25 protein-coding genes and 1 pseudogene are annotated in these 24,705 nt (G+C 65.4%); 20 read left to right on the top strand and 6 right to left on the bottom strand.

The genetic code is table 11. The features are described 5' to 3' along the window. The first annotated feature begins 21 nt into the window (after nt 1-21). The 6 genes and pseudogenes from IXW21_RS18530 to IXW21_RS18645 form a co-directional block, all read left to right on the top strand. A complete protein-coding gene (locus IXW21_RS18530) occupies nt 22-180 on the top strand; it encodes a DUF1156 domain-containing protein (RefSeq protein WP_323742161.1) in 159 nt (52 codons plus the stop codon). A gap of 197 nt (nt 181-377) precedes the next feature. After that, nucleotides 378-1,355, top strand: a complete 978-nt coding sequence (locus tag IXW21_RS04165; protein WP_194763010.1) for a PD-(D/E)XK motif protein — start codon at nt 378-380, stop codon at nt 1,353-1,355. Continuing rightward, a complete protein-coding gene (locus tag IXW21_RS18525; RefSeq protein WP_194763009.1) occupies nt 1,352-4,324 on the top strand; it encodes a Z1 domain-containing protein in 2,973 nt (990 codons plus the stop codon). The genes IXW21_RS04165 and IXW21_RS18525 overlap by 4 nt, the downstream gene beginning before the upstream one ends. A 487-nt stretch (nt 4,325-4,811) precedes the next feature. Continuing rightward, entirely contained in the window at nt 4,812-5,813 is a 1,002-nt protein-coding gene (locus tag IXW21_RS04150) for an SDR family NAD(P)-dependent oxidoreductase (protein WP_194763007.1), read from the top strand. A gap of 522 nt (nt 5,814-6,335) precedes the next feature. Beyond that, complete coding sequence (locus tag IXW21_RS04145) at nt 6,336-9,131, top strand: hypothetical protein (protein ID WP_194763006.1); 2,796 nt, start codon at nt 6,336-6,338, stop codon at nt 9,129-9,131. A 106-nt stretch (nt 9,132-9,237) separates the two neighbouring features. Continuing rightward, nucleotides 9,238-9,333 (top strand): annotated as a pseudogene (locus IXW21_RS18645) (short-chain dehydrogenase); the annotation flags it as partial. Between the two features lie 5 nt (nt 9,334-9,338). On the opposite strand, the gene IXW21_RS04140 reads toward IXW21_RS18645, so the two are convergent. Further along, entirely contained in the window at nt 9,339-9,614 is a 276-nt protein-coding gene (locus IXW21_RS04140; protein ID WP_194763005.1) for a hypothetical protein, read from the bottom strand. 59 nt (nt 9,615-9,673) lie between these two features. Between IXW21_RS04140 and IXW21_RS04135 the strand changes: the two genes are divergently transcribed. Both IXW21_RS04135 and IXW21_RS04130 read left to right on the top strand, forming a co-directional pair. Further along, a complete protein-coding gene (locus tag IXW21_RS04135) occupies nt 9,674-9,985 on the top strand; it encodes a hypothetical protein (RefSeq protein ID WP_194763004.1) in 312 nt (103 codons plus the stop codon). A gap of 32 nt (nt 9,986-10,017) precedes the next feature. Continuing rightward, a complete protein-coding gene (locus tag IXW21_RS04130) occupies nt 10,018-10,392 on the top strand; it encodes a hypothetical protein (protein ID WP_194763003.1) in 375 nt (124 codons plus the stop codon). Between the two features lie 6 nt (nt 10,393-10,398). Here the strand turns inward: IXW21_RS04130 and IXW21_RS04125 are convergent, their stop codons facing one another. Together IXW21_RS04125 and IXW21_RS04120 are read right to left on the bottom strand one after the other, a co-directional pair. Continuing rightward, a complete protein-coding gene (locus IXW21_RS04125) occupies nt 10,399-10,809 on the bottom strand; it encodes a DUF1428 domain-containing protein (RefSeq protein ID WP_194763002.1) in 411 nt (136 codons plus the stop codon). Between the two features lie 73 nt (nt 10,810-10,882). After that, on the bottom strand, nt 10,883-11,452 hold the full coding sequence (locus IXW21_RS04120) for a TetR/AcrR family transcriptional regulator (protein ID WP_228528158.1): 570 nt from the start codon (nt 11,450-11,452) through the stop codon (nt 10,883-10,885). A 490-nt stretch (nt 11,453-11,942) separates the two neighbouring features. Here IXW21_RS04120 and IXW21_RS04115 point away from each other — a divergent pair, with 490 nt between their 5' ends. The 3 genes from IXW21_RS04115 (at nt 11,943) to IXW21_RS04105 (ending at nt 14,574) form a co-directional block, all read left to right on the top strand. Beyond that, nucleotides 11,943-13,091: a nucleotidyltransferase family protein gene (locus IXW21_RS04115; RefSeq protein ID WP_194763001.1), complete on the top strand. Its 1,149-nt coding sequence runs from the start codon at nt 11,943-11,945 to the stop codon at nt 13,089-13,091. Between the two features lie 333 nt (nt 13,092-13,424). Further along, complete coding sequence (locus IXW21_RS04110; RefSeq protein ID WP_194763000.1) at nt 13,425-14,174, top strand: FAD-dependent oxidoreductase; 750 nt, start codon at nt 13,425-13,427, stop codon at nt 14,172-14,174. Next, on the top strand, nt 14,155-14,574 hold the full coding sequence (locus tag IXW21_RS04105; protein ID WP_194762999.1) for an FAD-dependent monooxygenase: 420 nt from the start codon (nt 14,155-14,157) through the stop codon (nt 14,572-14,574). The genes IXW21_RS04110 and IXW21_RS04105 overlap by 20 nt, the downstream gene beginning before the upstream one ends. On the opposite strand, the gene IXW21_RS04100 is transcribed toward IXW21_RS04105, so the two are convergent. Further along, entirely contained in the window at nt 14,550-15,116 is a 567-nt protein-coding gene (locus tag IXW21_RS04100) for a dihydrofolate reductase family protein (protein ID WP_194762998.1), read from the bottom strand. The genes IXW21_RS04105 and IXW21_RS04100 overlap by 25 nt on opposite strands. 157 nt (nt 15,117-15,273) lie before the next feature. On the opposite strand from IXW21_RS04100, the gene IXW21_RS04095 reads away from it, so the two are divergent. After that, the gene (locus IXW21_RS04095; RefSeq protein WP_194762997.1) at nt 15,274-15,699 is read left to right on the top strand and encodes a type II toxin-antitoxin system prevent-host-death family antitoxin; all 426 of its coding nucleotides are present in this window, start codon (nt 15,274-15,276) and stop codon (nt 15,697-15,699) included. Further along, on the top strand, nt 15,692-16,120 hold the full coding sequence (locus IXW21_RS04090; protein WP_194762996.1) for a cytotoxic translational repressor of toxin-antitoxin stability system: 429 nt from the start codon (nt 15,692-15,694) through the stop codon (nt 16,118-16,120). The genes IXW21_RS04095 and IXW21_RS04090 overlap by 8 nt, the downstream gene beginning before the upstream one ends. 15 nt (nt 16,121-16,135) lie before the next feature. Here IXW21_RS04090 and IXW21_RS04085 read toward each other — a convergent pair whose 3' ends face one another. Beyond that, nucleotides 16,136-16,684 carry an AAA family ATPase gene (locus IXW21_RS04085; protein ID WP_194762995.1) on the bottom strand — a complete coding sequence of 183 codons (549 nt, stop codon included), beginning with the start codon at nt 16,682-16,684 and terminating at the stop codon, nt 16,136-16,138. Between the two features lie 67 nt (nt 16,685-16,751). On the opposite strand from IXW21_RS04085, the gene IXW21_RS04080 reads away from it, so the two are divergent. From IXW21_RS04080 to IXW21_RS04050, 7 genes are all read left to right on the top strand, one after another. Next, nucleotides 16,752-17,672, top strand: coding sequence for a DUF2268 domain-containing protein (locus IXW21_RS04080; protein ID WP_194762994.1), 921 nt, complete (start codon nt 16,752-16,754; stop codon nt 17,670-17,672). Between the two features lie 26 nt (nt 17,673-17,698). Continuing rightward, a complete protein-coding gene (locus IXW21_RS04075; protein ID WP_194762993.1) occupies nt 17,699-18,499 on the top strand; it encodes a MerR family transcriptional regulator in 801 nt (266 codons plus the stop codon). 203 nt (nt 18,500-18,702) lie between these two features. Next, nucleotides 18,703-19,434: a GntR family transcriptional regulator gene (locus IXW21_RS04070; protein WP_194762992.1), complete on the top strand. Its 732-nt coding sequence runs from the start codon at nt 18,703-18,705 to the stop codon at nt 19,432-19,434. After that, nucleotides 19,431-21,152, top strand: a complete 1,722-nt coding sequence (atzF, locus tag IXW21_RS04065; protein WP_194762991.1) for an allophanate hydrolase — start codon at nt 19,431-19,433, stop codon at nt 21,150-21,152. The genes IXW21_RS04070 and atzF overlap by 4 nt, the downstream gene beginning before the upstream one ends. A gap of 63 nt (nt 21,153-21,215) precedes the next feature. Beyond that, the gene (locus tag IXW21_RS04060; RefSeq protein ID WP_194762990.1) at nt 21,216-22,220 is read left to right on the top strand and encodes an ABC transporter substrate-binding protein; all 1,005 of its coding nucleotides are present in this window, start codon (nt 21,216-21,218) and stop codon (nt 22,218-22,220) included. Between the two features lie 2 nt (nt 22,221-22,222). Continuing rightward, nucleotides 22,223-23,110, top strand: coding sequence for an ABC transporter permease (locus IXW21_RS18520; RefSeq protein ID WP_323742160.1), 888 nt, complete (start codon nt 22,223-22,225; stop codon nt 23,108-23,110). Between the two features lie 8 nt (nt 23,111-23,118). Next, a complete protein-coding gene (locus IXW21_RS04050; RefSeq protein WP_194762989.1) occupies nt 23,119-23,925 on the top strand; it encodes an ABC transporter ATP-binding protein in 807 nt (268 codons plus the stop codon). A gap of 169 nt (nt 23,926-24,094) precedes the next feature. On the opposite strand, the gene IXW21_RS04045 is transcribed toward IXW21_RS04050, so the two are convergent. Then, nucleotides 24,095-24,553: a GNAT family N-acetyltransferase gene (locus IXW21_RS04045; protein WP_194762988.1), complete on the bottom strand. Its 459-nt coding sequence runs from the start codon at nt 24,551-24,553 to the stop codon at nt 24,095-24,097. Nucleotides 24,554-24,705 lie beyond the last annotated feature (152 nt).

Genomic DNA, 24,705 nt, shown 5'->3' with positions numbered 1-24,705 from the left:
AGGGAACATCAACAGGGGGAAGTGCGCGAACGAACGCGCGCCGCGACCTCCGCACTACAGGGGGGCGTCGTGTCGAAGAAGAAGCTCATCGAGGTCGCTCCGCCCCTCGACGCCATCAATGCGCCGTCCGCGCGCGAGAAGTCGATTCGGCATGTACATCCGTCGGCCCTGCATCTTTAGTGGGCTCGCCGACTGCTGGCGACGGCCCCCGCCGTGCGCTTCGCGCAGCTTTTTGCTGCTGATGCACTACTCGACTTACTTCGAGGGTTCGTAGTTCGGCGCGCGCGAGAAGGCCGAGATCGACACCTGGAACCAGCTACTGACCACCGCAATGCGCGATGAGACGGCACGACAAGAAAAGGAACTGAGGGACGATGATGTCTGATCCCGAGCTGACTCGAGACACGATCGAGGACTACTTCGCGGCTGGCGCCGAGGTAGCCTTTCCCATCGGGACTTCGCGTGGGGCGACCCTGGAAATCGATCCGAACCGGCAGCAGCTCCGGCTCATCTGTCCGGCGACCGGGGCGGAACCGGATGTGACTCGGTACGAACGGATCGGTGTCGAGCGCATCAACATCATCGGGCACGGCGGCGACTGGTACCGGCTGACGATCGACGCACGGGATATGCACTACGAGGCCTACGGGCTCATAGTGTCGATCGTCGATCAGCTCGATGGCGGGGTCTCGTTCCAGATGGCTGTGAACGAATCACTCGAAGGGCTAAGGGAACTGCTCAGCGGACGCCGTCGTCTCACCGCCGAAAAAGAAGCCGGGCTCATCGGCGAGCTTCTCGTGCTCGAACATCTCCTGCTCAACGCCGACGAGGACACCGCGATCACGTCGTGGTTGGGTCCGTTGGCCGAGGAACACGATTTCGGCCTCGAACATTTTGAGGCCGAGGTGAAGACGACGCGATCAGAAGCACGAGTACACGTTATTGGGAGCGAGACTCAGCTGCAGCCAAGTCTCGAGCGTCCACTCTTCCTCATTTCGATCCAGATCACGCTCGCTGGTGATTCTTCGGCAGCGTTCACGCTCCCCGACGCGATCGGACGGATCCGCACGCGACTCGACCTCGGACGTCGGGCGTTCGATCGGGCTCTGCTCAGCGCAGGTTGGACGGATGACGCCGCCGACCTCTACACGGACAGATTCGAGCTGCGCAGTACTCCTCGGGCCTATGCCGTCGAAAACGACTTCCCCGCGATCACATCCACGATGCTCGACGCCGTCGTCCCACAGAGAAGCCTGGTCGGCGGCGTGTCGTACCGTATCGACGTGAGCCATCTCAAATGGTCAACGGCCCCCGCCCCTCTGGGCGATCTCTGTGAGAGGAACGAAACGAAGTGACCGATCAGAATCTGCAACAGGCGGTCCGCGCCGTTTTCGACGGCATGCGGGACGTGGGGCCGTCGAAACTGCTCTCAAAGGTGAACGCCTGGCTCGATGACGTTGATGAAAGCGCCGACGAAGCAGCCATCATAGACGCGATCGTCGGTGCGGACGGAAACGCTCCTGCTCGCAAGTCGGCCCACACATGCCTCGCGCAATGGGATGCAGTCGGCGAGGCGCATTGGACCGACGACACCCCCTCAAAGAGCGAAGCGCGCAGGATCCTCGTATATACACGGCTCGGTATCGGCGCAGATGCCGGAAAGAGCCTAAACGAGCAGTTCCCGACCATCGCGCAAAAGGACATCGTGATCGAGAACCCGGGACCATGGGAACCCTGGTACACGCAGGAGCGCCGGGACGCCCACCGCTTCTACTGGGATGCATACCGGGGCGTCCTCGCCTCGAACAATTGGGCTCCGGAGTCGATCGCGAATCTGGACGAATCGACCAACGACATCGTGGGAAGGCTCGCTGACCCCGCTGGCGCGCAGTCATACCAGTCGAAGGGCCTCGTCGTCGGATACGTGCAGAGCGGGAAGACTGCAAACTTCACAGGGATCGTCGCAAAGGCAATGGATGCGGGCTATCGTCTTGTGATCGTCCTGACGGGGACCCTCGAGCTGCTCCGTGGACAGACCCAGCGCCGCATCGACAAGGAGCTCGTCGGGGAAGAAAACATCCTCGGAGGGCGCGATCGACACGATGCGAACGCCATCCGCGATGTCGACTACATCGGAACCGGCGATGATGATTGGCGGGACGGCAAGTTCCTCCGTCACGGCGTCGACATCAGCCGTCGGCCGGACATTCCCGCGATCAAGCGCCTGACTTCAGCGTCCGGCGACTACAAGCTGCTGAAAGCCGGTCTCGATACCCTCGACTTCCGCAGCTCGAATGAGTTGAAGGATCCCACGAAGCCGTTGTTCGACCCGGTAAACCTCTTCAGCACGGATATTCGTCTCGCCGTGGTGAAGAAGAACAAGTCGGTCCTTGAGAAGCTCCTCCGCGATATTCACGATGTCCACACCTCCCTCAAGGAGATTCCGGTTCTCATCATTGATGATGAGGCGGATCAGGCCTCGGTGAACACCACCAATCCAAAGAGATCTAAATCGAAGGAAGAGAAGGACCGCACTGCGATCAACGGACTGATCTCGCGGATCATCTCAGAGATGCCTCGCGCCCAGTACATCGGGTACACCGCAACACCGTTCGCCAACGTATTCGTCTCCCCGGAGGACAGCCAAGATATCTTCCCGAGTGATTTCATCATCGCTCTGGAGCCTCCGCCTGCCTACATGGGCGGTAAGGCGTTCCACGATCTGGATCCGCTGCCAGAGGACGAAATCGCCTCCGCGGCCAACTCGAATGAAGTGGCCTTCGTACGCAACCTCAAGGCTACGACGGAAGAGGAGGAACGCAGCGAAATCCGAGACGCGCTCGACGCATTTGTGCTGAGTGGTGCGATCAAGCTTTGGCGAGGCGAGACTGTCCCTGGCACTGAATTTCGCCACCACACCATGCTCGTCCATTCGTCGGTCGCGCAGGCCGACCACACCGAGCTCGCCGGACTGATCGAAGACGTATGGCAATCCGCGGAGTACAGCAGCCCAGCTGGCCTCGCGCGCTTGCGTCGACTCTACACAGACGATTTCGCGCGGGTACATGCGAGTCGCAGTGAGTGGGACGCTGGGCTTCCGTCGTCGTTCGACGATCTGAAGTCCAGGCACATCGGTGATGCGATCAATCTCATCACCGCGAAGGGCAGCCCAGTCGTCATCGTCAACGGCGCCAAGGACAGCGAGTACAAGGCCGCTGACTTCAACTCCGGGCGCTACTGGCGAGTCATGGTCGGCGGCGCGAAACTGAGCCGCGGCTTCACAGTTGAGGGGCTCACCATCTCGTATTATCGGCGCCGCGCGATGGCCGCCGACACGCTCATGCAGATGGGCCGCTGGTTCGGTTACCGCAAGGGTTACCGGGATCTCGTCCGACTGTACATCGCACGGAACATCACCGACGCCCGCGGCAAGAATTATGACCTGTACGAGGCTTTCACTGCGATCGTGCAGGACGAGGAGGCATTCCGCGATCAACTGCGTCGATTCTCCGGGACCGATGCGGATGGTCGGCCGCTCGTCAGGCCGATCGACGTTCCCCCTCTGGTGTTCCAGCAGCTTCCCTGGCTCAAACCCACCGGTGCCAACAAGATGTACAACGCTGTTCTGGACTTCGAGGGGGATGGCGGCCAGCTGAAGGATTTCCCGCGTCAGGCAGAGCGTACTTCTACGCGCAATGCCAAGCATTTCGAAGCAGTACGGCCGTGGCTCGCCAACCTCAGCGAGCTGATCGAGTTTGAGTATGTCGAAAGCCGTGCTGGCGACGAGCCTAAGACGAGGACATTCCAAGGGCGCACCGCGCTCATCAGCGCCGCGGAGATGATTGCTGCTCTGAGCGAGTTCGAATGGACGCCAAACTACTCGTTCGAGCCGACATTGGAATTTATGCGGCAATCCATCCTCACCGACAAGCTTCACGACTGGATGGTCCTTATTCCCGAGCTCAAGGGTGTCGGAACGACGATGATCGACGGACATGAGCTTCAGCTCATCAAGCGCAGCCGCCGCGAACGTGGAGGGTTCTCGGGCAGCTCCTTCCGTCAGCGTGCAGCAATCGAACGGATTGCGGGGAACAAGAAGGCCCCGGGCGGCTCCGAGGCCGCACGCATGAGCACACCGACTCGTGGGGCGATGCTTCTTACCTTCGCTATGGACACCGCGAAGACTGCTCCGCCTCTCGATCCGGGCGACGTGGCGACGCTCTTTTCCCTTGCGATGCCGTACGCATCAGCACCGCGTGGAAGGATCGGTTTTCGCGTCCTCGATCATGGCCGGGAGAATGAGGCGATCATCGACGCCAGCTGACTCCGCACGGCGAGCCGATTTCAGGGCTTCCTAGGACGGTGTCTCACCTCCAATGAGGTCGAACAAACGCGCCAGCACAAAGCCCGATCTCCGGATATGTCGACGGCTTTATCCGGATGGCTATCGATATCGCGTCGTCTTCGAGCCCGCGTGCTCGTCGCGCGAAAACGCGCCGACATCGCCTTCACCAAGGTGCGGCTGGCTGTGCTCATCGATGGCTGCTTCTGGCATGAATGTCTACTGTTCGCGACGATACTTGTTCGCAAACCTTCGTATCGGGAGCCGAAGCTGCTGCGGAATCAGGCTCGTGATTTCCAGGCAGTTGCGCTACTCGAATCCGCGGGAGGCGGGTGCGGTATGCGGCGCGTCGAGGACGGCCCTGCGGGCTTTCTCACTGTGCGGACGAGGCACCCTCCGAGCGTACTCAGGCGTATGCTTACCCGTAAGTAGACGCACCGTTGCGAAACCAAGCCTCAAGGAGCACCTCATGGCCCTCACCGCACACTCCACCATCGGCGACTGGCTGAACGACCCGACCGGCGGGCCACTCATCCGCGCACTCTTCGAGCAGACGGGTGCCGACCCCGAGCTCCTCACCCCCGTGCTCGGACTACCGCTGCAGCAGCTCGTCGCGATGAGCCAGGGCGCACTCCCGCAGTCGGTCGTCGACGACCTCGTCCGCGCAGCCAACGGCGGCGAGATCCCCGAGGCCGACGAGTCCGAGGGCTGGACCGAGAAGCCCACCACCGGACGCTTCGCCGGCAAGACCGTGATCGTCACTGGCGCAGCATCCGGAATCGGCAAGGCCACCGCATCCCGCATCGCCCGTGAAGGCGGACGTGTCATCGCCTCTGACATCGCCGCCGACAAGCTCGATTCACTGAAGGCCGAGCTACCGGATGCCGACATCACCACCGTCGCCGGCGACCTGACCAAGCAAGACGCCATCGACGCCGTCATCACCGCCGCGGGCGACCGCATCGACGCACTCGCGAACGTCGCTGGCATCAACGACGACTTCTCCCCCGCGGGCGAGACGACGGATGCCGTCTGGGACCGCGTCATCGCCATCAACCTAACCGCCCCGTTCAAGCTCATGCGCGCGGTGCTTCCGATCATGGAGAAGGCCGGCCGCGGCTCGATCCTCAACGTCGCCAGCGAAGCGGGCCTGCGCGGCAACGCGTCGGGCAACGCCTACACGGCCAGCAAGCACGGCATCATCGGTGTCACGAAGTCCGCGGCGTTCATGTACGGCCCGAAGGGCATCCGCGTGAACTCCGTCGCACCGGGCGGCGTCGCCACCGGCATCCCGATGCCCCCGAACATGTCGGAGTACGGCTCGGGTCGACTGGCCCCGTTCCAGCAGGCGATCCCGACGGTCGCGACCGCCGAGCACCTCGCCGCATCGATCACGTTCCTGCTGTCGGACGACGCGGTGAACATCAACGGTGCGGTGCTGGCATCGGATGGTGGATGGTCGGTGCAGTGAGTGCCCGATGACTACGCCCCTGCCGCCCGAACGGCGGGGGCGATCTTCCAGTCAGGCCGACCGCGATCACGTGCGCATTACCGCCTCAGTATCCGCCGCATTCCCCTGGCTCGGGGTTTCTGCAACTGAACAACGACACCCTTGAGTCCGAACCTCGTGTTGCGGACTACACTCCGAGGGACCACCGCGGTCCTCGATAATCCGCTCACGCTCGGACACCCCGCTCCTTCCTTCGAGCGATGATGTAGCTCCTCATATAGGTGCTGTCGGTTTCGTTGCTCTCGCCTCTACGGTTGAAGACATGGTCAGAGATTTGGTTGCCGGTTTCGGCGACTTCCGCATCGAAGGGCTCAGGAAGCGTACCTGTGTCGCACTCGTGCGCGGCGCACAGAAGGCTGTCAGGAGCCAGCCCAGTTCGGGCAGCGGGGGACAGTCCCGGACTCGCTCGCTCGCGAGTGGCCGAGACACACCAGCGACATTGACTCCCGGCCTCACCGGCGGTGCGCCTGGGCGGATTCGCATATGACCGCGCAGCTACATGGTCGACAGTTGGATCGAGATGCTGTGTCGTCTTGCACCGGTGTTGTCCTCGTCCGCGGCGACTCTGGAATCGGAAAGTCCACCTTCCTTGAGAGCTTGAGCGCGGTTCCCTCACAAGCTGAGCTGGTTTCTGACGTGCAAGTTCTTCGAAGCACCGCTGGCTCTTTGCAGAATGCGATCGCAAGTGCTCTAGGGGACTGTCTGCTGCAAAGCTCAGAAGACGAGACCCGCCAACGCCTTGTTTGGGAGAGCGTGAAGGGCTCTGTTCTTCGCGCCGCTACCGGGGCGAAGAAAGAGCTCGGTCGTTTGCTCGTCTCGAGGGCCACCGAAATTATTGAGGCCAAGATTGGCAAAGACGCTACGTCGCTGATTCGTAGCGTGGTCGACGAATTACTGCTCTCTCCGCGCGCGTTGCTCGAGGACCAACTCTCCGCGTTCGCGATTGCTGATGCAGCTGAGGAAATCGGGCGCCTAGTCCAAGATGTCGCAGTAGCTACTGAGAGAACGCTGGTTCTTCGGATGGATGCCGCAGAGCGCCTGGGGCGGGACGACCGTGACCTGCTCGTGGAGTTGGCCACCGAGCTCGGTGGCAACGTCCGCATGGTGGTCACTGCGAATGATCAACACCCCGAAGGGCAGGAGCTTCAGCGACTACTCGAAGGACGAAACGCGGAACCTCACGAGCTCGGCCCGCTGCCTCGTGAAGATGTTGAAGCGTGGCTCATCGCCGAAAACGTCATGAGAAACCAATGGTCGCAGGTGATCCGCATTTCGGACGGATACCCGCTGTTCGTTCAGGATGCGATCCGGTTGGTGAAGGCAGGCATCTCGCTCTCGTCAATCGAAACGCCGAGGAGCTTCCAGTCTGTCTTTGAACAATCGTTTCGCCGGGTAGGCGCAGGCCTCCAGTCGCGAATCATTCAGATCGCAGCATTCAGCGATCCGCCTCCTGACGACTACCTCGCCGGGCTCCTTGGCCTCTCAAGTCTGGAGCTAACGGTCTTCGAGCAGAAGCTTGTCGACGAGGGCGTCTTCATCCGACGCCCCGACGGCGTCGCCTGGTTTCATGACCGACGCCGGGCCTATCTGTGGAATAGTCGCCTCACCGCGAAACAACGGCAGGCCGTTGCGATCACGGTGCTCGACTCACTCCAAGAACGTCTGCGCGAACAGTCGGGCGTCGAGTCTTGGCTCGCCCTGAGCACACCCGCGGTCCTCGCCGCAGCCGGTACTGAAGACCTAGATCCAGATGTTTCCCGTGTTCTGAATACGGAAACCAATGAATTGGCCCTCCTCGCGTCGATGATTGAACTCATTGAACCCGATCAAAATCCGGCTGCGCACACTCGCGAGATTGCGGCACACGCCGCAATCAGGTTTTCTTACACCGGAGACCCGATCGCCGACCTTGAGGCGTTGAGGGCCAGCGGCATGATCGAGCTTGCTTCGAATGCATACGTCTCGGTTGCCGCACCGGTCATCCCGCGCGGTTTCGCTTACGCCACGCTGATCGGTGAGATCCAGCATCGATTCGGATTGGAGCTTGTCCCGGGGCGCGCTTTGAGATCGTTCGAGGCTTTCATCAAGCCAATCCTCGGGCGGTTCGACAGCGCAGTGGTATTTCTGCAGAGATCGACGCTGTCCGAGCTGGCTTCGACTTTCCGAGACTCTGTCGCCAAGAACGAGGATTCGCAGCGGAGCCAATCTAAGGTCGGGCTAGGAATCGTACTCGTAATCGATGATCAGCCTGTCTCCGTCGTCGCGCACTTTGATGACGCTACGGAGCGAACCGCCGCCCGTTCGTCGCTCCTGGAGGGGATTCGGTCCTCCTCTGCACGAAATCACATCCAGGTAGAACGGATCGAAGATCTGCCCGCGTCGCGAGTCCCCTACGCTCGCCTTGAGAATCTCATCATGGATCGTCAACGCCAGCGTCGAACCGTCATGATCCGGAGCCAGGCCGAGTTCGCGGATCTCTTGTACGAACGTGCTGTCTCCGCCGACCGGTTGGCGTCATCCATGAGCGACTATGAAGCGGCGGCACTCGGAATCGAACGACGACGACGTTTCATTGTCGACATTCGTGGAGAGCGAATGGAAGCGGTCGTCTTCGAGATATCCACCTCTCACGTCGCACGCACGGTAGTTGCCACGGTCGCATCGGAAGTCCCGCTGTTCGAGGACCCGCTCATCGAGTTGCGCTTGCGTGCGCAGGGTCTGATCTCGGCCGAGGAGCGACTAGCTGGGTGGACAGCCCACCTAGATGTAACTCAACTCGACGAGGCCGTTGTCGAGACGATCGATGACCTGATCAAGCAGGGACGCCAGTTCAATAAGGATCTCCCACGCGTTCCGATACCTCTGGACGAGAAAGAGTTAGCCGAACGAATTCAGAACGAAATGACAACGGCTCGTAATCTTGAGGACGAGCTAGTCCGCGGTGGGCTGCTCGAGCAAAGCCTCGGAGATCGGGACGACTCATTGCTCGTGCTCTTGAATTCGGGGAAACCGTCCAGCGATCGCTGGTACCCATGGGGCGCGTCGACCTTTTGGATCCGCGATGGGCGAGCTCAGGTTTGTGTGCGTGTGCTCCCGGAAAACCAGGAGCCACCGCCGATGTTTGCGACCGCCGAGGAACTCGCTGCGGCGGGCATCGAGAATGCCTCAGCTGTCACTCGAACAGGCGGCGGGGTCGCGAACTCTGTGCTCGCAGGCCTCCTCGGGTACACAGCTGAGGATGTGGCGATTGCAGATCCGCGATTTCCTGAGTACTTCTAGATGTCGCCCAGGTGGTCTTTAGATATCCCACACCTCCATTGAGTCGGCGGGCTAGCTCAGTTCCTAAGGGGTCAGGCGGAGCCAGTCCAAGTGAATTGCACGAAGAGAGGCTGCCGCATCGTTCGCTTTCCTACTGTCGGACGACGCCGTGAACATCAACGGTGCGGTGCTCGCATCCGACGGAGGATGGTCGGTGCAGTAAGCACCTCAGTCTTGGAGGCCGGCATGGCGACCATGCCGGCCTTCGAACTCCTCTATCCCTCTACGCGCCTTGCGCAGCTCGAAGATCCCGACTCCCACTCCTGCTCCGAAGATGACCAGGCTTATCCATCGGTAGAGCGCGCTCGGATCGAGTGCGATCGCGACGCCCCATCCTGCGAGCATGACCGTTGAGAACACGATCGTGTAGAGCGCGAAGTTCTTGCGGCGCTGTAATGCCATGCGCTGCTGGATCAGGGACGACTCCGCACTGGGCTCGCTCATGAGCCGAGCCTAGACCGCGGGTCCCCCGGCACCCACGAAGCGGATGACAGACTGACCCCATGCCCACCCGCCCCGAGATCGTCTGCATCTGCGGCTCCATGCAATACGCCGACGACATGCGCGCGCTGAGTCAGTTACTGACACGCGCCGGCTTCATCGTCCTCATGCCGACCGAAATCGACACCCCGATCACCGACGAGCAGAAGGCCGCGCTCAGCGAGCTGCACCTGCGCCGGATCGACCGGGCCGACCGCGTCGAAGTCGTGAACCGCGGCGAGCACTTCGGCGAATCCACCCTCCGCGAGATCGTCTACGCAGAGGCCGCGGGCAAGCCCATCACCTTCGTCGGGGTGGTCCACGGCTCGCAGTAGACCTCACATCTCCCCTCGCTACCCTGACTCCCATGAAGAAGCTCCCCGCGCTCGCCGTCGGCATCCTGCTGCTCTCCGGATGCTCGCAGGCGTCGACCCTCGCGGCCTGTGGCCAGGTCGCCGGTCAGGCGGTGCAGGTGGCGGGTGTGCTCGAGAGCTTCAGCTCGCCGACGCCCGAAGCCGCGCAGGCGGCGCTCGGCGAGGTCAGAGCCGTGGCCGAGAAGATCCGCGGCATCGACGGTCCCGCAGAGTTCGTCACGCTTCGCGACGACTGGGCGACCAGCATCGACGCGTTCGCCGCCGCAGGCGAGAAGGCCGTCGCGGGCGACGTCAGCGGCATGGATGCGGCCTCCGCCCAGTTGCGCACGGCGACCGACGCGATGGTCGCCCACTGCACCCCTAACTGACGCCCGTCACTCGCTCTGTTGAACGCTCATCGCGATCTCGAAGCTGTCAGCGATCACGCGCCCGCCGTCGAACACGGGGTCCTCATCGAGCGTCTCGGTCACGCGTGGATCCCGCGTGACGGCAGCGGTCCCTCGTTCACGCGTCTCGCGCGACGGCCAGGTCGTCACCGTGACCACGACCGACTCCGCAGCGCTCGCGCCCGCCAGCTCGGCGATGCTCCTGAGCTCGCCCGATTCGTACGACGCCCCCTCCGCGTGAAAGTCGGACTGGTCGGCTGACTCGCTCGACTGCCAGTAGTCGACGACGCTGATCGCCCCATGATCGCGATACACCTCGGCCATGCGCTTCGAGAAGTCCAGGTACGCGGCCTTGCGTTCGGTCGCCACCGGAACGACGGTGATATCAGCGAATGTCATCTTCAGCTCCCGTCCTCGGCGTCGAGTACACGGCAAGGGCATCCATCGCCGACCCCGCCCGACCAGACGTTCCCTACCGCGCAATCCCCCGCAGCAACCGCGTCACCGTCTCCTCGACCCGCTCTGCACTCAACGGCTGACCGATCAGCGCCGCATACGAGGCCATGGCGATGAGCTGGTCGGCGATCGCGTCGGCATCCACGTCTGCCCGCACCTGCCCGTCGGCCTGTCCGCGCGCGATACGTTCGGCGACCCACGTGCGAATAGGCGCCGCGAGCCGCTCGTTGAGCGCGAGCCCGAGTTCATGGTCGGTCGCGGTCACCGCGATCAGCGCCCGGGCGAGCGCCACCCCCTCGGGCCGCGCGAGTCCGGCAGACATGGCCGAGAACCAGGAGTGCAGGTCGGCTCGGATGTCGTCGCTCGTCGCAACGGATGCATCCGCGAGAGGCACCTCACCTTCGAGCAGCGCCTCACCGAGGATCGCCGCCTTCGACGGCCACCACCGGTAGATCGTCTGCTTCGAGACTCCGGCCGACTCCGCGAGCCCCTCGATCGTCACAGCCTCGTACGAGCCACCCACGACGGCGGCGCGCATCGCCTCGAGCACGGACTGGCGCGCGGCTTCACTTCGGGGACGGGGCATGAGGATAAGGGTATCGACCCTTGCATCCCCTGTCGTATGCGACGGCGTTCTCGCCTGCCGCCCCGCGCCAATCGCGGACTCAACTTTCCTCTCTGCCTCGACGGGCGATTGCGCGAAGAGGCTGGCGAGATCAGTCGCTGGGCCCGTCGGCGTTGAAGACTCCGCGCTCGATGCCTGCTGGTGCGTTGGCGGACAGCAAACTCAATGGCTCAATGGCTCGAGGTATGAACGGATGGGCTGCCGGCCTCCGTCACTGAAGGTCGCGTGCGCCGTCGCTGCCCACCCTTTGCCGCGGGCTCGACAGTATCACTCAATGCTACTTTCGACTGCAGCTCCGCCGGAGAAGCCCGTAGCCCCCGTGTGCTGCGCCGCTAGAGTCGGAGCATGCACAAGGGATGGGTCTCCGACATTGGTTGTTGACGGGCGCGGCGTCGCTGATGGTCAAGATGTGCCCCGCCAGCGCGTGGCTGAGTATGTGCGAAGATCTCAGGTGCTGCGCCAGATTCACGGGAACAAGGCATCACGAACTCAACGAGCGGAGATTGCATACCTGATCGTCACCGTGGTGGTGGCGACGGTCGTAACCGTGCTCGGGTTTGCGGGGCCATCAAAACTCGCCCCTTTTCTGCGCAAGGAATTAATCCCAGGCATGGAAAACACGACCATCCTTGAAATGCTTTTCAACCTGGCCGTGCTCCTGATTCTCGTTCTGACGCTCCTCGGCCTGATCTATCGCTACGGCGAACGTGCAAATCGCCACTTCAGGTCCGTCGAGGTATTGACCGAGTTCATCCGCGACTGGGAAGACGCGGTTGCCCTGCACGATGCAGGAGTCGCAACACTTGATCACCATGATCTCGCATTGGCAGGCGAGCGTTACAAAGGAATTCTTGGCGCACTCCCGCCTAACACGGACCGCGAGTACCGCAAGGCGAAAGACGACGCCAAGAAGAAGAAAGAGCATGAGGCGGGGCGTGATCGGCGCCTACCATTGCGACTGCGCGGTGAACTCTCCTTCGGGAGCAGCTCGGATTCGTCTCCTCTACACGCTTCCGAGCTTGCCATGATACTCCAATATGACACCACACGGCTTGCGGCACTCCAGACCGTGAGCGCAATCCTTGGGCCAGAATATTGGATTGTCGGAAGCTTCGTTCGAGAGGCAGTGTGGGACTCAAAGCAGGGGTTCAAGACTTTCAGCCCTCTCCGTGAGATCGATGTCATCTATTTCGACCCTCATGACCTTCGTGGGTCTTCCGAACAGATGACCCGCGAGCGCTTGGCTCGGGTCGCCAATAATCTGGACTGGTCGATCAAGAACCAGGCGCGCATGCACATACCGAACGGTCACGCGCCATATGCCGATATTGCGGAGGCGATATCTCGAGCACCCGAGACGGCCAGCACCGTCGCCGTGCAGCTGGATCGCGGAACTCTACGCGTCCTCGCCCCCATGGGCCTGACCGACTTGATGGAGATGCGCCTACGGTTAAACCCGCGCGGCGATCCAAAGGTCTTCATGCGCAGAGTCACCAAGGTAGAGCGCAATGGCCGTTGGCCTGGCCTCAAGATCCATCTACCTCAAGAGAGAACATTCGCACACAAAATCCTCGGGCGATTGAGAACACGACAGCGATAAGCGTGCGACTGATCGTTAGATATGTCGTCACGACAGCGAGTCGCGCCTGAGGGCCACGCAACGGCGAAACGGCACTTCGGACGACGGCTACAGCCGACTAGCGCATTGATCACCTAGCCTCGAAGAGTGGCGTGCTCACATGTCGGCCCGCACTATCCGTCCTTTGGTGGCACTGATTGCTGTTCAGCACCCGTCGGTCGGCTCGGCACGAGCTTGCGGGCGACTGAGCCGACGATGCCCAGGACCAACGGAACCAGGACCGACCACCTCGACGCTGAGCAGGGCGTCAACGCGAAAAGGCAGCCGGGCGAGAGAGGTCGAGTTCTCAATTAGATGCTGGCATTCGAACAGCCGGAGGCGGAGCGTCGCTCCACGGCGGATCCTTTGCCGAGCTGGACTCATGCGCATCGTCGTGAGCGGGCCGGCCTCGGCGGACTCGTGCTCGCCCAGGCCCTGCGCGACCACGCCGACGTCATCGTGCTCGACCGCGACGCGAACTCGGCCGACACGGGCGGCTACCGCATCGTCTTCACGCCCGAGGCGGTCGCCGTGATCGAGCGGCACGTTCCCGCGCCGCTGGTCGACCGCATCCGTTCGGTCTCCGACGGCGCCGAGACGTTCTCGCAGTTCACCATCGCCGATTCGCACCTGCGGCCGATCGTCGTGGCGCCCGAACCACCCGGACAGGACCGAATGCTGTGCCAGCGCCGCGCCCTGCGTCAGATCCCCAGCGAGGGCCTCGGCGAGCGCGTACGGTTCTCGTCGACCGTGGTGTCGGCGCAGACCCATGGCGGCGGAGCGACCGTGACTCTCGCGGACGGATCGCGCGTCGACGCGGACCTGGTCGTCGCGGCCGACGGCGCGCGCTCGGCGACCCTGCAATCCTTCGCCCCTGACACCAGCTCGGACACCGGCCTCGTCGGCATCGCCGCGTCGACACCACTGACGAGGCGCACCGGGTTCCCGCGCTACCTGCTGCACGGACCCGCACTCGCCATCGACCGGCACGTCCGGCGAACTCGCTGCCATGGCCTTGCCGCTCGTCGACCGGTGGACACCGTGGATGGCGGATGTCATCCGTGACACCGACCCTGACCGCACGGCCGCGGTCTCGTTCCGCGCCGCCGATCCGGAGGCACCGCGGTTTCCGTGGAGGCCCTGCCGCATCACAGCGATCGGCGACGCCGTTCATGCGATGCCGCCCACAGGCGGCCGCGCCGGGTCGACCGCCATCCGCTCAGCCGGAGCCCTCGCCGACGCCCTGATCGCCGAGCCCGACATCGACTCGGCCGTGGCGCGATACCAAGCCCGAGTCGATGAGTGGGCTGTGCCGGCGATCGAGGAGTCGCTCGGTCCGGTGCGGGCAATCCAGGCGCTCGGCAACCCGGTGGCTCAGCTCGCCGCAGGCCCGCTGCTGAGCATCGCGGGGTGGATCGGAGCCGGACGGTATCGCCGCAGTCAGGCCGACCGGTCCGTCCGGTAGGTGTTCGCGACGGCCCCTGACCCGAACTCTCGCCGCTCGACCAACTCCAACCGCATCCGTTCACTCAGCCCATCGAGCAACCGCGGCCCATGCCCCGCGATGACCGGATGCACGACGAACGTGTACTCGTCGATCAATCCCCACTCGGCGAGCGCGAGAGGAAGCGTCACGCCGCCCACCGACAGCCCCTCACCCGGCTGCGCCTTGAGGGCGCGCACCGCCTCACCGAGGTCGCCGCGTACCAGCTCGGCGTTCCAGTCGACGGAATCCAGCGTGCTCGACACGACGTGCTTCGGGATGCGGTCGAGGGCATCCGCGAACGGATGCTCCCACGACTCCATCCAGTCGGGCCACACCCCGGATGCCGGGCGGCGCCAGGCCGACTGCATCATCTCGTAGGTGGTTCTGCCGTAGACCACGGCATCCGCCCGCTGCATCTCGGCCGTCCAGAACTGCATCAGCTCTTCGTCGGGGGCAACGCCTGCCTCGTGGTGGACGCAGCCGTCGAGCGTGACGTTGATCGCATAGCGCAGTGGTCTCATCTCGCCGATCTCCTTCGATGCGGGCGGTGGGTGGATCCCGCCGAGTTGTGCACAGTTGCATCCTCCTCCGGATCTCCGTGTTCCGCGTCGGGTATCGTACTGCGTACGTCACGTACGTGACGTACGCTCACCTCAGACCGTGACCGGAAAAGAACTCATGAGTCAGCCCGCAGTCGTCGACTACCCCAGCTATTCGAGCGCCCGCACGCACTTCAAAGACGTGCTCGACGCCGCAGAGCGCGGTCGATCGGTCACCGTCTCGCGCGACGGCACCGTGTCGGTGGTCATGCAGGCCGACCGGCTTCGAGAGTTCTTCTTCCGCTCGGTGACTCCGCGAGTGGAGATCGCCGAGGAGGACGGACGCGTCATCGCACTGATGTCGGGTCGCCCGTTCGTCTCCGAGGGTGCATCGGTCGACGATGCACTCGCAGACCTCGCGGACTCGCTGCGTGAGTACGCGGAGGATTGGGAGGTCCGCCTGCAGCACGCGCCCAACCATCGTGACAACTGGGCGCTGGTGCAGCTCGTCAAACTCTCCTCCGACGACGAGCTCCTCGAGTGGTTCGAGCGCGGCGGTGAGTGAGAAGCATCCGACCCCGACGAGGGAAGACCACGACGACTTCTGCACGACCGAGAAGTGGGACCTCGTTCGCGGGTCCACCGGCAAGCCGGTCACCCATCACCGGACATACGAGCTCGGGCTGTGGGATGGGCGCATCCTCCGCACTCGCATCTCGCGCCCGATCGACAGGACGGACTACTCCGCACGCATGTGGGCGCACATCCTGCGCCAGCAGCTCGAAGTCACCCCGAACGAGTTCTGGAGCTGCGCCCGCGACAGCGTCGTTCCCGACCGAGGAGCACCCGAGATCGTCGCGCCGCGCAAAACGGTGCCGCTCCACCTCGTGCGCGAACTGAGCCGGCTGGGCGTTGCGGAAGAGAAGATCCTCACCCTGGATGCTGCGGGGGCTGCCCAGCTGTACGCAGACCTCCTGGCGGGCTGACCGCGCGCGGCCCGTCTACCGGTCGTTCCCGGTCGCCGCGATCGGCTCACCGCGACCGACCCTCGCGACATACTTGAGCACTTCCGCGACGCCCGCCTCCAACGGCCTCATCGAATCGACGCGCAGACGAGCATCGGTCCAGGTCTCGAAGCCCACCCGGCGTTCGACGACCGACTCCCACGTCGGCTCCGCGAACCCGACGATTCCGCGGTGACGGCCCTCAAGCCGTCGACGGTGCTCATCAACGTCGCTGCAGAAGACCTCGATGAACACCAGAGGCTGGCCGAGCTCTGCGGCCAGTGACACCCACTGACCGCGCGCCGCTTCGACGTCGTTGACCGCGTCAACGACGACGTCGTTGCCGATCGACAACTGCTCGCGCGCAAGATCCTCGGCCACGACGTATGCCGCGAGTCCCGTGGGCTGGTCTCTGGCGATGCCCGCGCGCCACATCGCCGCCTCGATCGGGTCGACCGACAGCAGCGCGCAGCCGAGGGCACGGGCGACCTCGCCGGCCACCGCACTCTTACCCGCGCCGGGCAGCCCGGCCATCGCGATCAGCATGGATTCATTGTCCGTCACTCCCCACGGGTTGACCCTGCCCCTGCGTCAGTGTTTACGCTCGATCGACATGACCCTCACCCTGATCGACAGCGCGACAGCGACCGCCCGCATTCTCGACGCACCCCCGGAGTCACGCGACGACCTCGTCCGCGAGATGTGGCAGCCGATGGCCGGCATGTACCACTTCATCCCCGGCGGGCCCGACCTGGCGGCCGTGCACCGCCAGAGCTTCGGGTTCGATGCTGATGCCGACGACGACGACGGAATCGATCAGCTGCGCGACGGGCTGAATGCTCTCATCGCGGCCGAGGCCTGGCGTCGGGTCGAGACAGCGTTGCACGACAGCGTCGCCGTGCTCGAGGCATCCGTCCCCGACCTGACCGTCCCCGACTTGACCGTGCTGTTGGTGCTGGGCGACCCGACGAACCGGCACTTCATCGATGAGGTGCAGGGTCTCTCGGGCTTCGGCGGCATCAGCGGATACATCAGCCTGACCCTGTGGCCCACCCCTCAGGTCCTCGACCGACTCGAAGCGATCGCGGTGCACGAGCTGCACCACAACGTGCGCTACTCGCCCGGCGGGGTCGTGTGGAATCCGGCGACCGTGACGGTCGGCGAGCACGTCGTGTCCGAGGGGCTTGCCGACGTGTTCGCGACCGAGCTCTACGGCGATGCCGGCTATACCCACTTCGTCGCCGAGAAGACCCGCACCGACGATGCCGTGCTGGCGAAGGTCGCGAGCGGACTCGACATCACCGGCATGCAGGACTTCGCCGCGTGGGTGCTGGGTGACGCCACCGCCCGCTTGTTCGGTTCCACCCCCGTCGGGCTGCCGACCGGTGCGGGGTATGCGGCGGGCGCACGGATCGTCGAGGCGTACCGCGACGCGACGGGACGCAGCGCGGCCGAGGCGGTGCGCGTTTCGGCATCCGAGATCCTGGCCACCGCTCTGCCTCGGCTCGGGTTGGTGAACCCGAGCACCACCTGACCACCTTCCGATCCTTGGAGCGCTCGATGGAGTGGACCGTCAACGAACTCGCCGAACGGGCGGGCATCACCGACCGTACCCTGCGGCACTATCACCGCATCGGGCTTCTGCCTCCCGACCGCATCGGATCGAACGGCTACCGCTACTACGGTCCTGCTGCGGTCGCGCGGCTGCAGCGCATCCTGCTGCTGCGAGACACCGGCATGGGCCTTGCCGAGATCGCCGCGGTGCTCGACGCACCGGCGCAGCCGACGAGCGAAGTCGCCGCACTGCGCTCGCACCTGGCCCAGCTGACGGCGGAACGGGATGCGGTCGACCGCCGCATCGCCGCGGTCGAGCACACTCTGACGATGCGCGAACAGGGGCTCGAGCCGCGCATGGACGTGATGCTGCAGGGATTCAACGACGACTACGAATCGGAGGTCGTCGAGCGGTGGGGGCGCGATGCCTTCGACGCGTCGAACCAGTGGTGGCACGAGAAGTCGCTGCGTGCGCAGCGCGAATGGAAACAGCGCACCGAGGCGCTCGTCGCGCGGTGGCGAGAGCTGCACGAGGCAGGACACGAACCGGATGCTCCGGCTGCTCGCGAGCATGCGGCAGTGCACCTGCGCTGGTTCGCCGAGATCCCCGGAACGCCCACGCACGCCGGGGATGCCGAGAACTCTCGGGCGATGGTTCTCGGCATGGCCGACATCTACGAGAGCGACCCCGCGTTCCACGTCACCTTCGGGACGGCCGCAGCGGCACGGTTCGCGGCGGAGGCGCTGCGCCGGGCGCTCGACACGGGTAGCGCACGGTCGTTGAGCGAAGACGACGCAGTCGACTGAGACGAACGTCGGGAGTCGATCTCGGAAACTCACCACGTTTCGACTCGGGCCGCTCCGCGGGCCTCGCTCAACGACCCAGGACGGAGACTGCTCCGCGGGCCTCGCTCAACGACCGGGGACGCCCCCGGATGTGAGAAGAACGTAACGCGGGGAGTACGACGCAGATACACCGCCGAAACATGGATACCGAACGATGTCCAGCAATGGATACATCATTGGCCACATCGCAGGATCCGGGCTCCGAGCGCCGGCGTCCCGCCCGCATCCGCGTCTATGAGCAGCTACGGGCCGAGCTGCTGACCGCGGCGTACTCGCCCTTCCACCGCTTCACCGAGGAGAACGTCGCCGAGCGTTTCGAGCTCTCCCGCACACCGGTGCGTGACGCGCTGGCGCGGCTCGAAGCAGACGGCCTCCTCGTCAAGCGCGACGGTGCGCTGTTCCGCTACATGCCCACGCTCGAAGAGTTCACCGACCTCTATGAGCTGCGCATCCTGCTGGAGTCGCAGGGCATCGATCGCGCCATCGCCGACCCGACGATCACGCATGAGCGTGCCCAGCTCACCGCCGAGCAGGACCTCTGGATCTCTCGACTTGAGGCCGGCATCACCCCCGATCCCGGTTTCGTCGACGCCGACGAGCACTTCCACCTCGCGCTCCTGGGAGCGGCGGGCAACCGCGAGCTGGTCGGAGCGCTCGAGCGCGTGAACCGCCGCATCCGCCCGATCCGCATGCACGACTACCTCACCCAGGACCGGGTCGACGCGACCATCAGCGAGCACCTCGAGATCCTCGAGCTCGTGCTCACCGGGCGCCTCCGCGAAGCCCGCGACTTCCTGCGCACGCACGTCGGCCAGTCGCAGTCGATCGTCGAGGCCCGCGCAGCTCGCGCCATGCAGATCTCCCACATGAACCACGGATTGGACCCGCACCGATGATCTCCCTCTCCTCTTCCGAGTCCGTCGCAGCCAGCGTCGCGGCGCTCGAGACCGCGCTGGACGCCGCGCCCGCCAGCATCTGGATCACCCGTCGCAGCGCCGAGCAGATCCAGGCGGATGCCGAGAGCGTGCGCGCCCGCGTCGCCGCGGGAGCATCCCTCCCCCTCGCCGGGCTGACGTTCGCCGTCAAGGACAACATCGACGTGGCCGGCCTTCCGACCACCGCCGCACACCCCGCCTTCGCCCGGGTCCCCGCGAAGAGCGCGACCGTCGTCACGCGGCTGCTCGACGCGGGCGCCGTCCTCGTGGGCAAGACCAACATGGATCAGTTCGCCACCGGACTCGTCGGCACACGCAGCCCCTACGGCGTCGTCACGAGCGCGCTCGACCCCCAGCGCGTCTCGGGCGGATCGAGCTCGGGATCCGGCGCCGCCGTCGGGCACGACCTCGTCGACTTCTCGCTCGGCACCGACACCGCGGGCTCCGGGCGGGTTCCGGCCGCCTTCAACGGCATCCTCGGTGTGAAGCCCACCCTCGGACTGCTGCCGCTCGACGGGGTGCTCCCCGCCTCTCCCTCGTACGACACCGTCTCGGTCTTCACCCGCACCACCGGCCTCGCCGCTCGGGTGATGTCGGTCGTCGCCGGCCCGTCGACGACCGACCCGAAGAGCCGACCGTGGGCGCTCGACGCCCCGCAGGCGGCCCCGCCGCGACCGGTGATCGCCGTGCCCCGACGCGCCGACCTCGCGTCGCTCTCGCCGGCGGTCCTGGCCGCGTTCGACGAGACGATCGCCCGCTTCGAAGCGCTGGGCGCCGAGACCCGCACGATCGACATCTCGCCGTTCCTCGCCACCGCCCGCCTGCTCTACGGCGGCGGACTGGTCAGCGAGCGGGCCTGGTCGTACGGCGCCTTCCTCGCGGCACACCCGGAGGATGCCGATCCCTCGGTCGCCGCGATCGCCGCCCGCGCCTCAGAGATCGACGGCACGACGGTGATCGATGCCCAGCAGGCCGTCGCCGCCGCGACACTGCTCGCTCGGGACGTGCTCGACGGCACGGATGCCCTGATCATCCCGACCGCGCCGATCCACCCGACCGTCGCCGAGGTCGCGACCGACCCGCTCGGCGTGAACAGCACCGTCGGCACCTTCACGAACTTCGTGAACCTCATGGACATGGCCGCCGTCGCCGTGCCGACGGGTGAGGTCGCAGGCGAGGGCCACTTCGGCGTCTCGATCGTGACGCCGACGTTCCACGACCAGGTCGCGCTCGATCTCGCGGCCCGCCTGCTCGGCGAATCGGAGCCGGATGCCACGCTCGACGCCCCGGGCGTCGACGTCGCCGTCTTCGGCGCGCACCTCAGCGGCGAACCGCTCAACCCGCAGCTGCAGGCGCTCGGCGCCCGGCTCGTCGGCGAGGTTCGCACCTCGGACAGGTTCCGGATGCTGCTGGTCGAAGGCGCGGTCGACCGCCCGGCGGTCATCCGCTCCACCGAGGGCGCCAAGCTCCCCGGAGAGCTGTGGCGCCTGTCGCCCCTCGCGCTGTCGACGCTGCTGCGCAGCATCGCCGCTCCTCTCGCACTCGGCGAGATCGAGCTCTCCGACGGCTCGTCGGTGCTCGGCTTCACCGCATCCGTCGACCTCACCGAACGAGACATCACCGACTTCGGCGGCTGGCGCGCCTACCGCGCAGCATCCGTCGTCCCCGCCAACGCCTGACCCCGACCCGCTGCCCCTGTCCCTGCACCAGCCGTCCTGGCCTCGCCCCCACCAGGAGAACACATGACCTTCCGCACCCCCTCCCGCTCGTCCTTCCGCACGCCGTCGCTCGCCGTCGCCTCGCTCGCCGCCGCGACGCTCGTGCTCGCCGGCTGCTCCGCGTCGCCCTCGTCCGCCGACTCCGAGAGCGGCGACGGCGGCGGACAGTCCGTCACCATCGGCACGCTGCGTGCGCAGCCCCACCTCTTCAGCCCCTTCTTCTACGAAGAGGTCGCCGAGGAGGGCATCGACGTCGAGATCGTGCTCTTCGACACCTCCAGCGACATCAAGAACGCGATCGTCTCGGGCTCCGTCGACTTCGGCGTGACTGGTGCGGCATCGGTCATCGCCGGCGTCGCCGAGAAGCAGGATGTGCGCATCGTCGCCTCCGCTGCCGACGGCGGCACCCGCATCGTCGCCACAAAAGACATCGAGACGCCGGATGACCTCAAGGGTGCGAAGGTCGGCTTCCCGATGGGCGCCACCCAGGAGATCCTCCTCAAGCGCACGCTCGAGGCACAGGGCATCGACCCCGCGAGCGACGTCGAGCTCGTCAACCTGCCCTTCGCCGACATGGCCACCGCGTTCGCCTCCGGACAGATCGACGCGTTCATCTCGGCCGAGGTCGGCCCGTCGATCGCGATCGAGGGCGGTGCTCACGAGCTGATGTCGGCCTACGACACCCCGATCGGCCAGACGAACATCGTGCTCGCCACGAGCAACAGCCTGATCGAGTCCGACCCCGAGCTCGTGCAATCCGTCGTCGACACCCACATCGCGGCGGTCGAGCACATGGCGGACGACACCGCCGCCTGGGCCGACGGCCTCGTCGAGGAGTTCGCCCTGAACCCCGCGATCGTCGACCTGGCGATCGAGAACATCTGGCCCCGCTGGGACCTCGACGCCGACTACCTCTCGACGCTGGCCGCGATGAGCGAGGAGATGCTCGCCTTCGACCAGGTCTCGGCCGAGGCCGACCAGGACCTCCTCACCGACGTCAGCTTCGTCGAGACCGCACGGACGGAGTGATCGTGACGACCACCGCACTCGCCGATCCGCCCCAGGGCGTCGCGACCACCGAGACGCAGCCCGACGGCATCCGCACCTCTCGGCCGCGCCGCCGTGTGTCGCTCGGATGGGCCATCGCGCTTCCCGTTCCGATCCTCCTGCTGATCGGCTGGCACCTGGGCGTGCAGAACGCCTGGACGCTGCCGTTCGACATCAAGATGACGTTCCTGCCCACCCCCGGAGAGGTCGCGGTGAGGGGTGTGGACTTCGCCTTCGGCGGCATCTACGACGACTCGTTCAGCGGCACGCTCTGGGGCCACCTCGGGGCCTCGGCGCTGCGCGTGCTGCAGGGCTTCGGCCTCGCGGTCGTCATCGCCGTGCCGCTCGGCGTGCTGATGGGCCGGTCGAAGCTCCTGTTCCGCATGCTGGAGCCGACCGTCAACCTCGTCCGCCCGATCCCCGTCACAGCCTGGGCGCCGCTGACCCTGCTGATCATCGGCTTCGGCGACCGCTCCACGGTGTTCCTCGTGTTCATCGCCGCGGTGTTCCCCATCCTGCTGAACACCATCAGCGGAGTCCACCAGGTGCCGGGGCGCCTTCTCGAAGCCGCCGCGATGCTGGGCACGCCCCGCCTGCAGTCGCTCTACAAGGTCGTCATCCCGGCTGCCGCGCCGCAGATCATCAGCGGCATGCGCATCGCGATGGGACTCTCGTGGGTGATCCTCGTCGTCGGCGAGACGGTGGGCATCAGCACCGGGCTCGGCGCGCTCATCACCCAGGCCCGGGAGCAGTCGCGCACCGACCTCATCATCGTGGGCATGGTCGTCATCGGCCTGGCCGGCTTCATCGCCGACCGCCTGCTCACGCTCATCTTCGCCATCGCCTTCGGGCGCCGACCGATCCAGAAGTGAGAGATCGCATGAGCATTCCTCCCCAGCACGCCGCCGACATCGTCATGACCGGTGTGGGCAAGCGGTACCCCGGATCGCCGATCGCCGCCGTCGACGGTGTCGACATCACCGTCGCGGCCGGCGAGGTGGTCTGCATCGTCGGCGCCTCAGGATGCGGCAAGTCGACGCTGCTGCGCATGGTCGCAGGCTTCGAGACGATCACCGAGGGGTCGTTGACGGTTGCCGGGAAGGAGGTGACCGGCCCCGGGCCCGACCGGGGCGTCGTCTTCCAGGACTACGGGCTGTTCCCCTGGCTGACGGTGCGCGAGAACATCGAGTACGGCCCGCGGCAGGCCCGCCTCCCCCGCGCAGTCGTGAAGGAGCGGGCGACCGCGGCGCTGGACTCCGTCGGACTCAGCCGCGTCGCGGCATCCTTCCCGCACCAGCTCTCGGGCGGCATGCAGCAGCGCGTCGCGATCGCGCGACTGCTCGCGAACACTCCGTCGGTGATGCTCATGGACGAACCGTTCGGCGCTCTCGACGCGCTCACGCGCACCGAGATGCAGCACGAGCTGCAGCGCATCCAGCGGGATGCCGGCATCACCGTGCTGTTCGTGACGCACAGCATCGAGGAGGCCGTGTACCTCGGTGACCGCGTGCTCGTCATGGCGGGCGGCACGGCCCACGGCAACTCGGGGCACGTGCGGGAGATCGTGACGGTCGACCTCCCCGGCGAGCGCGACGTGAACTCACCGGAGTTCAACGCGATCGAGCGCCGGATCGACGCCCTCGTGCACGTCGGCAACGATCGCAGGGTGGATGCTGCGCTCGTCTGAGTTCGGTGCCCGGTCGTTGAGTGCCTGCCGCTCGTCCAGCGACTGCCGGTCATGAGTGACCGACGTCCGTTGACCGAAGACGACGCAGGCGACTGAGACGAAACGTGGCGAGCCGACTTCGGCACGTCACCACGTTTCGTCTCGCTCGGCTCCGCCGGACGAATTCGTCTCAGAGCGACCTGTAGAAGTAGAACGCCTTCTCACCAGTGTCCGGGTCACCGTTGCTGAAGCCGTGCCGTTCGTAGAAGCGCATCGCTCCGGCATCCGACTCGTCGACGTTGATCTCGATCGCCGCGACGCCGAGCTCCCGGCAGATCTCGACCATGTGCTGCAGGATCGCGCTGCCGACGCCGCTGCCGCGCTGCGCCGGAGCGACGTACATCTCGTCGAGCAGCGCCACCGGTCCGTCGGACCAGACGTTCGGGCGCAGGGTCACGAGCGCGAGACCGGCGGCGGGGTCGTCGGCGAGCACGGCGAAGGTCGCTGGTCCGGCCAGCAGGGTCCGCAGCCGCGGTTCGAGAGTCTCGACCCCCGGCGTCTCGGTGTCGAACTCGGTGTTGAAGGCGTGCAGCATCTCGGCGAGAGAGGCGGCGTCGTGCGGGGTGGCTCGACGGGTGACGGTGGTCATATTGATGCCTTTCTCGGGCCGGGGCTTCGTCTGGGGCCGGCGGCGGCGGGTCGACCGGTTCACAACTCAGGACGAACGGGTCGGCCGACGCATCGGTCCCGCGGGATTCCGGGGCCGAGCCCACGGCCTCATCCGATTCTTGCTGAGTTGTG

This window comes from Microbacterium sp. UFMG61 (assembly GCF_015354505.1).
Lineage (GTDB): Bacteria > Actinomycetota > Actinomycetes > Actinomycetales > Microbacteriaceae > Microbacterium.
The sequence above is the reverse complement of the archived record's forward strand: the minus strand, read 5'-3'. Positions and strand labels throughout refer to the sequence as shown.

Coding starts and splice junctions, on each gene's coding strand:
- IXW21_RS04165 (WP_194763010.1), top strand. CDS start 378: ATGTCTGATCCCGAGCTGACTCGAGACACGATCGAGGACTACTTCGCG.
- IXW21_RS04150 (WP_194763007.1), top strand. CDS start 4,812: ATGGCCCTCACCGCACACTCCACCATCGGCGACTGGCTGAACGACCCG.
- IXW21_RS04145 (WP_194763006.1), top strand. CDS start 6,336: ATGACCGCGCAGCTACATGGTCGACAGTTGGATCGAGATGCTGTGTCG.
- IXW21_RS04140 (WP_194763005.1), bottom strand. CDS start 9,614: ATGAGCGAGCCCAGTGCGGAGTCGTCCCTGATCCAGCAGCGCATGGCA.
- IXW21_RS04135 (WP_194763004.1), top strand. CDS start 9,674: ATGCCCACCCGCCCCGAGATCGTCTGCATCTGCGGCTCCATGCAATAC.
- IXW21_RS04130 (WP_194763003.1), top strand. CDS start 10,018: ATGAAGAAGCTCCCCGCGCTCGCCGTCGGCATCCTGCTGCTCTCCGGA.
- IXW21_RS04125 (WP_194763002.1), bottom strand. CDS start 10,809: ATGACATTCGCTGATATCACCGTCGTTCCGGTGGCGACCGAACGCAAG.
- IXW21_RS04120 (WP_228528158.1), bottom strand. CDS start 11,452: ATGCCCCGTCCCCGAAGTGAAGCCGCGCGCCAGTCCGTGCTCGAGGCG.
- IXW21_RS04110 (WP_194763000.1), top strand. CDS start 13,425: ATGCTGGCATTCGAACAGCCGGAGGCGGAGCGTCGCTCCACGGCGGAT.
- IXW21_RS04105 (WP_194762999.1), top strand. CDS start 14,155: ATGGCGGATGTCATCCGTGACACCGACCCTGACCGCACGGCCGCGGTC.
- IXW21_RS04100 (WP_194762998.1), bottom strand. CDS start 15,116: ATGAGACCACTGCGCTATGCGATCAACGTCACGCTCGACGGCTGCGTC.
- IXW21_RS04095 (WP_194762997.1), top strand. CDS start 15,274: ATGAGTCAGCCCGCAGTCGTCGACTACCCCAGCTATTCGAGCGCCCGC.
- IXW21_RS04085 (WP_194762995.1), bottom strand. CDS start 16,684: ATGCTGATCGCGATGGCCGGGCTGCCCGGCGCGGGTAAGAGTGCGGTG.
- IXW21_RS04080 (WP_194762994.1), top strand. CDS start 16,752: ATGACCCTCACCCTGATCGACAGCGCGACAGCGACCGCCCGCATTCTC.
- IXW21_RS04075 (WP_194762993.1), top strand. CDS start 17,699: ATGGAGTGGACCGTCAACGAACTCGCCGAACGGGCGGGCATCACCGAC.
- IXW21_RS04070 (WP_194762992.1), top strand. CDS start 18,703: ATGGATACATCATTGGCCACATCGCAGGATCCGGGCTCCGAGCGCCGG.
- atzF (WP_194762991.1), top strand. CDS start 19,431: ATGATCTCCCTCTCCTCTTCCGAGTCCGTCGCAGCCAGCGTCGCGGCG.
- IXW21_RS04060 (WP_194762990.1), top strand. CDS start 21,216: ATGACCTTCCGCACCCCCTCCCGCTCGTCCTTCCGCACGCCGTCGCTC.
- IXW21_RS04050 (WP_194762989.1), top strand. CDS start 23,119: ATGAGCATTCCTCCCCAGCACGCCGCCGACATCGTCATGACCGGTGTG.
- IXW21_RS04045 (WP_194762988.1), bottom strand. CDS start 24,553: ATGACCACCGTCACCCGTCGAGCCACCCCGCACGACGCCGCCTCTCTC.